General features: G+C 57.7%; 9 protein-coding genes. 7 read left to right on the top strand and 2 right to left on the bottom strand.

Annotated elements, in window-relative coordinates; translation table 11 throughout:
- The first annotated feature begins 141 nt into the window (after positions 1 to 141).
- The 5 genes from G7090_RS11230 to glgX all read left to right on the top strand — a co-directional run bounded on the left by G7090_RS11230 (position 142) and on the right by glgX (position 9,775).
- Positions 142 to 1,359 (top strand): diguanylate phosphodiesterase, encoded by a 1,218-nt coding sequence (locus G7090_RS11230; RefSeq protein ID WP_166182452.1) that lies wholly within the window; start codon positions 142 to 144, stop codon positions 1,357 to 1,359.
- A gap of 217 nt (positions 1,360 to 1,576) precedes the next feature.
- The gene (locus tag G7090_RS11225; protein WP_166182451.1) at positions 1,577 to 3,127 is read left to right on the top strand and encodes a methyl-accepting chemotaxis protein; all 1,551 of its coding nucleotides are present in this window, start codon (positions 1,577 to 1,579) and stop codon (positions 3,125 to 3,127) included.
- 254 nt (positions 3,128 to 3,381) lie between these two features.
- Positions 3,382 to 5,154: a malto-oligosyltrehalose trehalohydrolase gene (treZ, locus tag G7090_RS11220; RefSeq protein ID WP_166182450.1), complete on the top strand. Its 1,773-nt coding sequence runs from the start codon at positions 3,382 to 3,384 to the stop codon at positions 5,152 to 5,154.
- Positions 5,154 to 7,670, top strand: a complete 2,517-nt coding sequence (gene treY, locus G7090_RS11215) for a malto-oligosyltrehalose synthase (protein WP_166182449.1) — start codon at positions 5,154 to 5,156, stop codon at positions 7,668 to 7,670. Before treZ ends, treY begins: the two co-directional genes overlap by 1 nt.
- 29 nt (positions 7,671 to 7,699) lie before the next feature.
- A complete protein-coding gene (gene glgX / locus G7090_RS11210; protein ID WP_166182448.1) occupies positions 7,700 to 9,775 on the top strand; it encodes a glycogen debranching protein GlgX in 2,076 nt (691 codons plus the stop codon).
- Positions 9,776 to 9,784: 9 nt separating this feature from the next.
- Here the strand turns inward: glgX and G7090_RS11205 are convergent, their stop codons facing one another.
- A complete protein-coding gene (locus G7090_RS11205; RefSeq protein ID WP_166182447.1) occupies positions 9,785 to 10,063 on the bottom strand; it encodes a VF530 family DNA-binding protein in 279 nt (92 codons plus the stop codon).
- A gap of 106 nt (positions 10,064 to 10,169) precedes the next feature.
- On the opposite strand from G7090_RS11205, the gene G7090_RS11200 reads away from it, so the two are divergent.
- Positions 10,170 to 10,907, top strand: coding sequence for a metallophosphoesterase (locus G7090_RS11200; protein ID WP_166182446.1), 738 nt, complete (start codon positions 10,170 to 10,172; stop codon positions 10,905 to 10,907).
- A gap of 68 nt (positions 10,908 to 10,975) precedes the next feature.
- Positions 10,976 to 12,232 carry an MFS transporter gene (locus G7090_RS11195; protein ID WP_166182445.1) on the top strand — a complete coding sequence of 419 codons (1,257 nt, stop codon included), beginning with the start codon at positions 10,976 to 10,978 and terminating at the stop codon, positions 12,230 to 12,232.
- Positions 12,233 to 12,289: 57 nt separating this feature from the next.
- Here the strand turns inward: G7090_RS11195 and G7090_RS11190 are convergent, their stop codons facing one another.
- The gene (locus tag G7090_RS11190; protein ID WP_166182444.1) at positions 12,290 to 13,183 is read right to left on the bottom strand and encodes a LysR family transcriptional regulator; all 894 of its coding nucleotides are present in this window, start codon (positions 13,181 to 13,183) and stop codon (positions 12,290 to 12,292) included.
- Positions 13,184 to 13,319 lie beyond the last annotated feature (136 nt).

Genomic DNA, 13,319 nt, shown 5'->3' with positions numbered 1-13,319 from the left:
CAGAATTAAACATTCATATTGATTGTTTTTGAGCCGAATCGCTTCTTTCCTGATATATCCTTTTAATACTATTAGTCGATAAATGTAATTTATGTTAAACAATAGTTTATAAGGCCTAACACTCTATCGGGAACAATGACTGTGCTGACGACACTCATTTACAAAAGCCAGTTAAATCCATCCTGCAAATCTTTATCCCTCCTCACACTTGTTGAAAAGGCCAGGAAAAACAATACCGCGCTGGATGTCACGGGTATTTTGCTGTTTAACGGTCATGATTTTTTGCAGATCCTCGAAGGCTCTGAAGAGGTCATTGAGACCTTGTTCGCAAAGATCGGCCAGGACAAGCGCCATGACAGCGTGGTGGAGTTGATGCGTGATTACGGCCCGCGCCGCCGCTTTGAAAACGTCGGCATGCTGCTGTTCGCTCTGCGGATCGACACGCCAAAATCGGTGCTCTCATCGGTGTTGCGTTACAGCAAGCTGGATAATTATCTGGCGGCGGAAGACCGGGTCTTTAAATTTATTAAGACGTTTATCACGCAGCCCAAAAGAACGTCGGGCGGATCTCAGTTCCGGCCGGAGAGGTGGACACTGGCCGCGGAGCATAACCCCTTTGGCGATGCCATCGCCGGGCTGATTGATAATCAGGTCTGTCAGTTTGCCCTGCAGCCTATCGTGCAACCCACCGAGGGCAAAATTTCCTCGCTGGAGGCGCTGATCCGCAGCAACGACGGCGGGAGCCCCGAGCGGTTTTTTAGCACCCTCGATCAGGACAAAGTCTATGAAGTGGATCTGCTGACCAAGGCATACGCCTTTGCGCTGGCAGAAAAGATTGGCATTGGCGATCATAAAATTGCCATTAACCTGCTGCCGATGTCGCTGGTCAATGTGCCCGGCGCCGTCGATTTTCTGATGGATCAGATCCTCGCCCACCGGCTACAGCCGGAGCAGGTGGTGATTGAAGTCACCGAAAACGAGATGATCTCCGGCTTTAACCAGTTCAACAGCGCCATCAAGCAGTTAAGGGCTGCGGGGATTGGCCTGGCGATTGATGATTTTGGCTCAGGCTATGCCGGGCTATCGCTGCTGACCCGCTTCCAGCCGGATAAACTGAAAATCGATCGTGAGATTGTCAGCAACATCCATTTAAGTGGCCCGAAGCAGGCGATTGTGAAGTCGATCATCAGCTGCTGCACCGATATGGAGATTGCGCTGGTGGCAGAAGGCATTGAAAAAATTGAAGAGTGGTGCTGGCTGGAGTCGGCAGGCATCAAACGTTTTCAGGGCTTTTTATTCGCCCGCCCCAAATTAAACGGTGTGGGCGAAATTCACTGGCCGCAATTTCACCACGCTTAATATTTAGACGATTAACTATGCAGCAAATAATCATCCGCTAAACAGATAAAAAATTTCCATCTATGGCAGGGCCAAAATATCAGGTCCTGCTGTGCAATGTGATGATTTAAATAACTATTCACAGCATTATTAATATCTCTATAAATAAATAACTTTAATTCAATATTAAGGGGTGGATGCCGATAACACTTCAGACCGTTTTATTTCTGAGGTAGTTATGTCGTTAAAAAAGTCGTCCCTTGCCATTCTGCTAGCCCTGCTGTTTTTCTTTGTTGCCAGTGCCGCCAGTAATGTCTGGCTGGCCATTAAAAGCAATGATTCTCTGGATAACGTGAATAAAGAAATTCAGGTGGTGTTATCCATTATCGATCCCATTAACCACAGCCGTACCCTGCGCGTGCGGGTCATGGAGTACATGAAGCAGGTGGAGAGCGGTGACACCGCCGGTCTTGCGGAGAAGCTGGACTCGGTGAAGCTGGCGCTGACCAAAGCGGATGGCGCCTTCGCCGCCTTCAATGCCGCGCCGCGTCTGCCGGATGAAGCCCCGTTAGTGCAGGCTTATGATGATGCCTGGCTCGCCTACCGCAATCAGGGGCTGTCGCCGCTGATCGACGCGGCCTCGGCGCAGGATGCGGCAAAATTTGATGCCCTGATCCCAAAGATTTCCCGTCTCGACCGTCAGTATGAAATCGTCCTCGATCAGGTTCTGACGGTGCATCAGACATACGCGAAGCAGCTCAATGACGATGCGCGGGCGCATTTCGCCTCTGGCTTAACCATTATTGCCGCCTTTGCCGCGCTGTTTGTGGTGGTGATTATTGGGGTGAGCGTTCTGATGAAGCGCTTTGTCTTTGCCCCGATTAACCTGGCCCGGGAACACTGCAGCCAGATCGCCGCCGGTCAGCTGACGGAAGCCGTACCGCAGAAGGCGGGTTCAAACAATGAAATCGATCTACTGATGGGCTCGATGGAGCAGATGCGTCTGGCCCTGCTGGATACCATCTCCCAAGTGCGCGAAGCCTGTCGTACCGTTAATTACGCCTCGCAGGAGATCGCCTCGGGCAACATCGACCTCGCGTCACGTACCGAGCAGCAGGCGTCAGCCCTGACGGAAACCGCCGCCAGCATGGAGCAGCTGAGCGCCACGGTCGCCAATAACACCGACAATGTGCATCAGGCCGGTAAGCTGGTGCAGGATGCGGTGAACAATGCCCGTACCGGGGAGGCGGTAACCCGCGAGGTGATCGAGACCATGAACACCATCGCCGCCAACTCCCAGCGCATCGAAGATATCACCAGCGTGATCAACAGCATCGCCTTCCAGACCAATATCCTGGCCCTGAACGCCGCGGTTGAAGCCGCTCGTGCCGGTACCCAGGGCCGCGGTTTTGCGGTGGTGGCGACCGAAGTGCGTACCCTGGCGCAGAAGAGCGCCGTGGCGGCGAAGGACATTGAAAACCTGATTGCCCAGTCGGTCTCCAGCGTCAAAAACGGTTCGCAGCTGGTAAATCGTTCCGGAGAGGTGATTCATGCCATCATCAATTCGGTCAACAAAGTGAATGCGCTGATGGAGCAGATCTCGGTGGCGTCGGAAGAGCAGAGCCGCGGCATCGGCCAGGTCGGCCAGGCGGTGACAGAGATGGACGGTGTGACCCAGCAAAACGCCGCCCTGGTGCAGGAGTCCGCCGCCGCGGCCGCCTCGCTGGAAGAGCAGGCGAAACACCTTACCCAGAGCATCGCCAGCTTCAGACTGCCGGAACCGGCATAACACGGGGGAGCGCTCCGGTCTGCTGGTGCGGCCGGTTCCCCCTCACCCCAACCCTCTCCCTCAAGGGAGAGGGAGCCGATAGTGCCCAATAGTTATCTTCTCCGCACCCTTCGCAGTGACCCATCTCACATTAATTTCCTGGTCTATGCTTGATGTTCATGCGCGGTTTAACACCAGCGCATTTTCTCTTTTTCCCTCTGCTTCGCGATAAACGCCGGGCAACCCGAGGATCATGGGTCAAACGAGGTGGTGGAATGACTGCTAAATCTATTAGGTATTGGGGTTGTGAATATAGCGATGCGAACAGCGTTCGCTTTCATCTGTGGGCCAGCGGTCAGCATCACATTGCCCTGCGCCTGAACGACGAAACATTGCCGATGAACCCGACCGGCGACGGCGGATTTGAACTGACGGTCAACAACGTTGCCCCCGGTTCAGCGTACAGCTTTATCCTGCCTGACGGCACAACGGTGCCCGATCCGGCCTCCCGCGCTCAGCAAGGGGACGTTAACGGCCCGTCGCTGGTGTGCGATCCTCACAGCTATGTCTGGCGCAACACCCACTGGCAGGGCCGGCCCTGGGAAGAGAGCGTGGTCTATGAGCTCCATATCGGGACCTTTACCCCCGAGGGCACCTTCCGCGCGGCCGCAGACAAACTGCCGTATCTGGCCTCGCTCGGCATTACCATGATTGAGCTGATGCCGGTCTCCCAGGCCGGGGGCAATCGCGGCTGGGGCTACGACGGGGTTCTGCTGTATGCCCCGCACAGCGCCTACGGCACGCCGGACGAGCTGAAAGCCTTTGTCGATACCGCTCACGGGCTGGGGCTGTCGGTGGTGCTGGATATCGTCCTTAACCATTTTGGCCCGGAGGGTAACTATCTACCGAAACTGGCCCCGGACTTTTTCCATCCGGAGCGCATGACCCCGTGGGGGAACGGCATTGCCTATGACCTCGCCCCGGTGCGTCAGTTTATTGTCGAGGCGCCGCTGTACTGGCTGACGGAGTTCCACTTCGACGGCCTGCGCTTTGACGCTATCGATCAGATTGAAGACTCCTCCGACACCCACGTGTTGATTGAGATCGCCACCCGCATCCGCGCCGCTATCACCGACCGGCCGGTGCATCTCACTACCGAAGACAGCCGCAACGTGGTGTTTCTCCATCCGCGAGAGGAGGACGGCAGCGTGCCGCTGTTCACCGGGGAGTGGAATGATGACCTGCACAATGCCGTCCACGTGATGGCCAGCGGAGAAACCCACGCCTGGTACCAGGATTTTGCTGAAAAACCAGAGCAGTGGGTGGCAAGGGCGCTGGCTGAAGGCTTTTCTTATCAGGGGGAACGTTCCCCGCAAACCGGTGAGCCCCGTGGAGTGAAAAGTATCGCTCAACCGCCAACGGCCTTCGTCGATTTCATCCAGAATCACGATCAGGTAGGTAATCGTGCTCAGGGCGATCGCCTGTTGAGCCTGATTGGGGAGGATCGCACCCGGGTGCTGATGGCCGCGCTGCTGCTCTCCCCGCATATCCCACTGATGTTTATGGGCGAGGAGTTCGGTGAAACCCAGCCGTTCCTGTTCTTTACCGATTTCCACGGCGATCTGGCCCGCGCGGTGCGGGAAGGGCGCGCGAAGGAGTTCAGCGATCACGACGAGACGGTGCCGGACCCCAACGCGCCGGAGACCTTTGCCCGGTCGAAACTGGACTGGGACAAACTCAATCAGCCTGATGGCCAGAACTGGCTGCGCTTTACCCAGCAGCTGTTGCAGTTGCGCCAGCGGGCGATTGTCCCGCTGCTGGCCGGCGCACAGGGCGGTACCGGCCGGGTGCTGAAAACCGCGCCGGGCTGCGTGGTGGTGAGTTGGACCTTTACACAGGGCACGTTGTCGCTGGCATTTAATACGGGTGACCAGCCTCAGGTGATGCCCGATATCGCAGGTGAAACGCTGTTTGCCTGGCCGGAAGGCCGCACGGAGCTGCTCGCGAACACCGTTATTGTACGTTTTGCACAAGGAGAACCAACCTGATGATCCCCACAGCGACCTGGCGTATTCAGTTTCGCAATGGCATGACTTTCGATCGTGCCGCCAGTCTGGTGCCGTATCTGCAACAGCTCGGTATCAGCCATCTGTATGCTTCTCCAGTTTTCACCGCCGCCCGGGATTCGACGCACGGTTATGACGTCACCGATGCTAACGAGATTGACCCCACAATCGGCGGTCGCGCCGGATTTGATCGGATGGTCAGCGCCCTGAAGGCGGCCGGACTGGGGTTGATCCTCGATATTGTGCCGAACCACATGTCCACCTCGCTGGAAAATGGCTGGTGGCGGGATGTGATTGAGCATGGGGAGAAGAGTCGCTACGCCCATCATTTTGATATCGACTGGTCCCGACGGCTGACGCTGCCGTTTCTGGGGGATGATTTTGATGTCGTGCTGGCCAACGGCGAAATTAGCGTCCAGCGCGACCCTGAAACCGGTAAACCGGCGCTGGCCTATTTCGACACCTTCTACCCGCTGACTCCCGAGAGCTGGGAAGGGCGGGAAGAGGAGGTGCTGAGCCTTCGCGATCCGGCTGCCATTACGAAGCTGCACGACCAACAGCCGTGGCGGCTCACCAGCTGGCGCGATGCTCCGCGCGATCTCTCCTGGCGACGCTTCTTCGAGATCACCGGTCTGGTAGGCGTGCGGGTTGAGGACGACGCGGTGTTTGATGACAGCCACAGGCTGATCCTGGAGCTGGTGCGTTCGGGGGCGGTGGACGGGCTGCGTATCGACCACGTGGACGGCCTTGCCGACCCGCGCGGCTACCTGCAGCGTCTGCGGAATGAGACGGGGCCCGACTGCTATATCACGGTGGAGAAGATCCTCAGTAAAGGCGAGAATCTGCCCAAAGACTGGCCGATCTCCGGTACCACTGGCTATGAATTTATCGCCTCGCTGTCGGAAGTGCTGATTGACGACGATAAAATCGACGGCCTGCGCCAGGCCTATGACAGGGTGATGGGCCGCCCGGTGGATATGGATGCCGAACTGCGCGACGCCCGTCTGCTGATGGTGGACCGAAACTTTGCCGGGGAGTTTTCCACGTTGCTGAAGCTGGCGGCAAATCTTGCCCGGACCGAAGGCGTAAACCTGGGAGAGGAACCTCTGCGGCTGGCGCTGCGCGAACTGCTGGTGGCCTTCCCGGTTTACCGCACCTACGGCACCGCGCAGGGGATGTCTGCCGCGGATATGCGGCTGCTGAACCACGTGGTGTCGACGGTCAACGCCGATCCCGACGCCATCGCGCTGCTGATGCGTATTCTGACCGGCGAGCTCTCTGAGGAGGCGCGTGATACCGCCACTAATTTCCGTACCCGTTTCCAGCAATTGACCGGGCCGCTGATGGCGAAATCGGTGGAGGACACGCTGTTCTTCCGTCAGCACATGGATCTGGCCCTCAACGAGGTGGGAGCCGAACCGGTACCGCGCGCCTTCTCGCTGACGCGTTTCCACACCGAGATGGCCGCGCGGCGGGATCGTCAGCCGGACGCGCTCTCCGGCACCTCGACCCACGACACCAAGCGCGGGGAGGACGCCCGCGCCCGGCTCTATTCCCTGACCGAAGCGCCGGAGGTCTGGGCCGAGTGCGTGACCCGCTGGCAGCAGCTGAACCAGACTCATGTCCGCTTCCTGAATGACGGTACAGCACCGCGCGCCGCCGACACCTGGATGCTCTATCAGGCGCTGGCGGGGGTCTGGCCGCCGGAGCTGGATACGCAGGATGTAGCGGGGCTGAAGGCACTGGAAGCGCGTTTCCTCGCCTTTGTGGAGAAGGCGCTGCGCGAGGCCAAGCTGCGCACCGACTGGGTGGACAGCAACGAAGCCTATGAGACGGTGGTGCTGGAGTACGCCCGCCATCTGCTCTCACCGGACAATCAGGATTTCCTGCAAGACTTTACCTCCTCGCTGCGGCCGTTTATCCGCGCCGGGCTGGTGAACAGTCTGAGCCAGACGGTGATTAAACTCACCGCCCCGGGCGTGCCGGATGTCTATCAGGGCAGTGAGGGGCTCAACTTCAGCCTCGTCGATCCGGATAACCGCCGCGAGCCCGATTTCGATCAGCTCCGCCAGCAGATGGAAACGGCGGATCGGCAGATTGCTACACGCGCAACAAGCTGGCTGGATGGGCAGCTGAAGCTCTCCGTCACCCGCACGCTGCTGCATCTGCGCCAGCGCAAACCGGCGCTGTTCCGTCTGGGTAGCTATATGGCGCTCCTGACCCGTGGCGAACGGGCGGATAAGGCGATCGCCTACGCCCGCGTTGATGACGATGACGTGCTGATCGTAGTGGCACCGCGGCTGGCCCTGGCGAACGCCGCCCAGGCGTTTCCGGTAACCGGAGCGGCCCTGTGGGGGGCGACAGAGGTGGTGCTTCCTCCCGAGCTTGCCGGACGCAGCTACCGGGACTGTTTCAGCGGTGAAACCCTGACGTTGGGCGAAAGCCTGCAGTTGAGTGATGCACAGGATTGCTGGCGGGTGTTACTTGCCTGCGGCTAATGATTATTACTGTTCGAGGGAAAGACATTATGGCTTATGACAAAATTTATGAAATTCAGCCGGGGCAGAGTTATCCCCTTGGGGCGAATTACGATGACAAAGGGGTGAATTTTGCCCTCTTTTCGGCCTGCGCCGAACGCGTTGAGCTGTGTCTGTTTGACCCGAGTGGTAAATCTGAAATTGCCCGTCTGGAGTTACCGGAGTACACCGATGAAGTCTGGCATGGCTACGTCCCGGATCTGAAACCGGGGGCGCTGTACGGCTATCGCGTGTATGGCCCTTACGATCCGGAAAACGGGCACCGTTTCAATCCGCATAAGCTGCTGATTGACCCCTATGCAAGAGCACTGACCGGGGAGCTTATCTGGAACCCTTCCCATTTTGGCTATGAGCTGGGGCACGAAGAGCTCGATCTCAGCTTTGATACCCGGGACAGCGCGCCCTATACCCCGAAATGTCGGGTCATCGACCCGCGGGTGTTTGACGGCCAGGATCCGCATCGCCCGGCGGTGCCGTGGTCCAGCACCATTCTGTATGAAACCCACGTGAAGGGCTTTACCCAGCTCAACCCGGCGATCCCGCCTGAACTGCGCGGCACCTTTGAGGGGATGGGGCATAAAGCTACGGTGGACTACATCAAGAGCCTCGGCATCACCTCCGTTGAGCTGCTACCGGTACACGCGTTCCCGGACGACCAGCATCTGCTTGAGCGGGGGCTGAAAAACTTCTGGGGTTATAACACCCTGAACTTCTTCTCCCCGGCGTCGCGTTACGGCGGCCCGAACGGTATTCAGGGCTTCCGCGACATGGTGCGCGCTTTCCATGATGCCGGTATCGAAGTGATCCTCGACGTGGTTTATAACCACACCGCCGAGGGTAACGAGTTAGGCCCGACGCTGTCGTTCAAGGGGATCGACAACTTCTCTTACTACCGCACCATTGCCGGGCAGCATCGCTACTATGTGAACGATACCGGCACCGGCAACACGGTGAATACCTCGCACCCGCGTGTGCTGCAGATGGTGATGGACTCCCTGCGCTACTGGGCGGAATCGATGCATATCGACGGCTTCCGTTTTGACCTCGGCACCATTCTCGGGCGCGAGCCGGAAGGGTTCGACCAGCGCGGCGGCTTCTTCGATGCCATGATGCAGGATCCGACCCTCTCAAAGCTGAAACTGATTGGCGAACCCTGGGACATTGGTCCTGGTGGCTATCAGGTAGGGGGCTTCCCGCCGGGCTGGTGCGAGTGGAATGATAAGTATCGCGATACCGTGCGGGAGTACTGGCGCGGGGATAACGTGTCGTCCGATTTTGCCGCGCGTCTGCTCGGCTCCGGGGATCTGTATGACCAGCGCGGGCGTCGCCCGTGGGCGAGCATCAACTTCATTACCGCCCACGACGGTTTCACCCTCAACGACCTGGTCTCATTCAACGAGAAGCACAACGAGGCGAACGGCGAGGATAACAACGACGGCCACAATGATAACCGGTCATCGAATTACGGCGCCGAAGGTCCGACCGATGACGAGCAGATCAATGCGATACGCGAACAGCAGAAACGCAACTTCCTTACTACGCTGCTCTTCTCCCACGGTACGCCGATGCTGCTGGCCGGGGATGAGTTTGGCCGCAGCCAGATGGGTAACAATAACGGTTACTGTCAGGACAGCGAGATCAGCTGGGTGCACTGGGAAAATCTCCCGGAAAGCGCCGAGACGCTGCGTAACTTCACCCGCCATGTGATCGAGCTGCGTACCAGCCAGCCGCTGCTGCGCCGCGAAAGCTGGCGTGACGGGATGGAGATCACATGGTTCAATGCCGGCGGCGGGCCGCAGCTGCCAGAGCACTGGGATGAGGGCACCACCCTGGGACTCTACCTCACCCGGCCCGATCTGCATGGGCAGAAGGGGATCTGGCAGGAGGTGCTGCTGTTAATCAATCCGTACGAAGGGGAGGTACCGTTCCGTATCCCGGAATGCGGTGAAGAGGGCTGGGTGCTGGAGCTGAGTACGGCTGGGGATGAGGACCAGGGGCAGTCGGTGAGCCCGGATACTGATTTTCCGCTGCCAGGCCGCAGTATCGTGCTGTTACGGCGGCCATAACGCGGGGCGTTACTTGTTGGCCCGCGCTCTGTCCCACGGGCTGGTGGATTCGGCGTCAGTCGGCGCGGGATCCTCCAGCGAGTCCAGATAGAGGGCTTCGACTTCGGCGCGGGCCCACGGGGTACGGCGCAAAAACTTGAGGCTGGATTTGACGCTGGGAACGCTGTTAAAACAGTTGATTTTAATCAGTTTTCCCAGCTGCACCCAGCCGTAACGCGCCACCAGGGCATTGATCTGCATCTCAAGCGTGACGCCATGCAAAGGATCTTTCGAAGGGTGAGCTGTCACAGGCATCCTTTTATTATCTGGAAAGGGGCGGAAAGCGGGGAAGGTTACAAGAAAAGCAGGGGGCCAGCAAGCGCCTTAACGGGCTCCCGAACCTAAGGAAAACGCGATGTTGATAGCCCAGATTTCAGATATTCACGCCGCTCCCGACAACGATCATCTGGCCCGTTTTGACCTGGTACTCGGGTGGCTGGCACAACTCCAGCCTGACGTACTGGTGCTTTCCGGGGATTTAACCGACGACGGCTGGCTTGAGGGGTATCAACAGATCGCTGCCCGTCTGGGTAAGGTGCCTTATCCTTCCTTAATACTGCCGGGTAACTCAGACGATCGTCGTCTGATGCGTTCGGTATGGGGAGAGGACGCCTGGGCGAAGGATGCCTGCGACGGCGCGCTGCATGCCGTTTATGAGGTTGATGGTCTGCGTCTGATTGGGCTTGATTCAACGGTGGAAGGGCATGAGCACGGTTCTGTGACGGACCATTCTGGCTGGCTGGAGATGCAGCTAAACCGGGCCGACGCTTTGCCTTCGATACTGTTCCTGCATCATCATCTTTTTGCCTCCGGAATACCGACCCTGGATCAGACCCTCTGCAGGGGAATTGATCGTCTGGAAGATATCATCAGCAGCGCTGTGACCAGACCGCTTGCCCTTGCTTCAGGGCACGTACACAGACCGATAGCAGGAATGTTTGCGGGCATTCCGGCACATATTTGTGCCTCCGTGTGTCCGGCCAATCCGGTCTGGTTTGGTATCGAACGGGTTCCTCCCGCTGAGGATGCGCCGGGTCTGATGATCCACCGTTACGTGAATAGTGTGTTGACCAGCCATCATGTGAGGGTTTAACCGCCCGGGATGTTTTTGAAACGCTGTTCCTATATACTCTCTCTCCCGATCCCGCAGCTATTGACCCGATGAAAACAGATCATAAAAACCGTCGTGCCTTTCACTTCTCCGCCTTTCGCAATCTGTTTGCCGCTCGCTTCCTCACCGTGCTGGGCAATGGCATTGCCCCCATCGCGCTGGCTTTTGCGGTCCTGGATATTGGGGGATCGGTTTCTGATTTAGGTGTCGTTGTCGCGTCCCGGTCAATCTTCAATGTACTGTTCCTGCTGCTGGGCGGCGTCCTGGCGGACCGCTATTCCCGCAGCCGGGTGTTAGTTTCGTCTTCGCTGGTGGCAGCCGTCTCGCAGGCGATAGTGGCCTGGTCGGTACTGGACGGTTCCGCCACAGTGATCGGGCTGGCCTTGCTGGGGGCGCTCAATGGCGCCGCCGCCGGGATCGCCTTGCCGGCTTCGTCGGCGCTGATCCCTCAGACGGTTCCCGCGCAGAAATTGCGTGAGGCTAACGCCTTTCTGCAGGCGGGTATTTACGGTGGAACGGTGATCGGCGCGTCGCTGGGGGGTATTCTGATCAGCTACGTCGGCCCCGGCTGGGGGCTGGCCATTGATGCGCTGGGCTTCGCTGCCGCGGCGCCGCTCTACTCTTTGATCCGCGTGACGCGACTGGATGCCGGGACATCGCAAAGCAACATTCTGCAGGACCTGAAAGAGGGATGGAAAGAGTTCGCCAGCCGGGCCTGGGTATGGGCTATCGTCGTCCAGTTCACCATTATTAACGCCGCCTTCAGTGGCGTAATGATGGTGCTCGGGCCGGTGATTGCGGATGCCTCCTTTGGGCGGGCGCACTGGGGGATGATTATTGCGTCCCAGAGCGTGGGCCTGATCGTCGGGTCATCTCTCGCCCTGCGCTGGCGTCCACGTCGAGACCTCTTCATTGGGGTCATGCTGATGTCATTCTGCGCCTTACCCATCTTCATGCTCAGCCAGCTTGCCGCTACATCCTGGCTTATGGCCGCGTTCTTTATGGCTGGCGTCACCTTTGGTCTGTTTGGCGTGGCCTGGGCTCAGTCGCTGCAAACCCACATTCCCCCGGAAAAGCTGGCGCGTGTCTACGCCTACGATGCGGTGGGGTCGTTTGTGGCCATTCCCTTCGGTGAGCTTATCGCTGGCCCGCTGGCGATCCAGTACGGCACCAGCAACGTGCTGCTGGTCTCCGCCGTTGCGGTGGTGATCGCCACGGCAGGGGCCTGCCTGGTGCCGGCTATCAGACGGCTCGAGAGTGGTTCTCAGGTGACATCGCGCACTATTGCCCCGGAAAACCACCCGTAGGCCGGGCAAGCGAAGCGCCACCGGCATTTACTTTCTGAAAGACGCAGCATCGGCATGCTATTCTTGTACGCGCAGGGCATTAAGAAGTTCCCTGAAAGCCGGTGAGGCCTGATGACGATGAGGATAATAGAGATAAAACCCGTCCCAGAAAGGGGAATAAGTTTCCAGAACCCTTATCACTTCACCTTTTTCAATCCAGGGCTGGGCAATTTCTTCAGGGACATAGGCTAGCCCCAGCCCGGCTAAAGCGGCATCAAGCACATGATGTATGTCATTGAATACAAGCTGGCCATCCACACGTATTTTTAGCTCCTGTCCATTCTCCATAAATTCCCAGGCGTATAGCCCACCGCCGGTAAGAAAACGGTAGTTGATACACGTCTGGTTGATTAAATCCTGTGGCGTAGAGGGCTGCTGGTGGTTGGCGAAATATGACGTTGAACCTATTACTGCAAAACGAAAATCCGGGCTGATACGCGCGGAAATCATGCCGTTGGCTAACTGATAACCCATTCTGACGCCCGCATCAAATCGTTCGGTCACGATATCGGTTAAACCATTATCCTGTACCAGCTCAACGGTGACCTCTGGATAGCGCAGGATAAATTCCCGCAATTTGGGCAGCAGCACGCAACTGATAGCAAAATCAGGGGCATTAATTCTTATGGTTCCGGATGGGGTGTCTTTAAACACGTTGAGCGCTTCGAGCTGCGTTTCAATACCATCAAAATGTGGACCGATCCCCTCCAGCAAACGCTCTCCGGCCTCAGTTGGCGTCACCGCACGGGTAGTACGGGTCAGCAACCGGACGCCAAGTCTTTTTTCGAGGTTAAGTATAGTGTGGCTCAGAGCAGACTGAGAAATGCTCATTTTTGCCGCTGCCTTTGTGAAGCTACGTTCCCGTGCGACGGCAAGAAACGCCACTAAATCATTTACGTTATTTCGTACCACCAGCAACACCTCTTAATGACTTAAACACGGTTTTAATTGATGAAAATACTTCATGATTCTAACCCATATTACACCGCTAATTTTCTTAGCCTCGGGACTTTATAGTTATGTCATCCCTGTATTGTCTCAAGGTTTA

Origin of the sequence: Leclercia sp. 29361 (assembly GCF_011290365.1) — a bacterium.
GTDB lineage: Bacteria > Pseudomonadota > Gammaproteobacteria > Enterobacterales > Enterobacteriaceae > Enterobacter > Enterobacter tamurae.
Note: the sequence above shows the minus strand (reverse complement) of the source record. Positions and strands in the feature narration are given on the sequence as shown.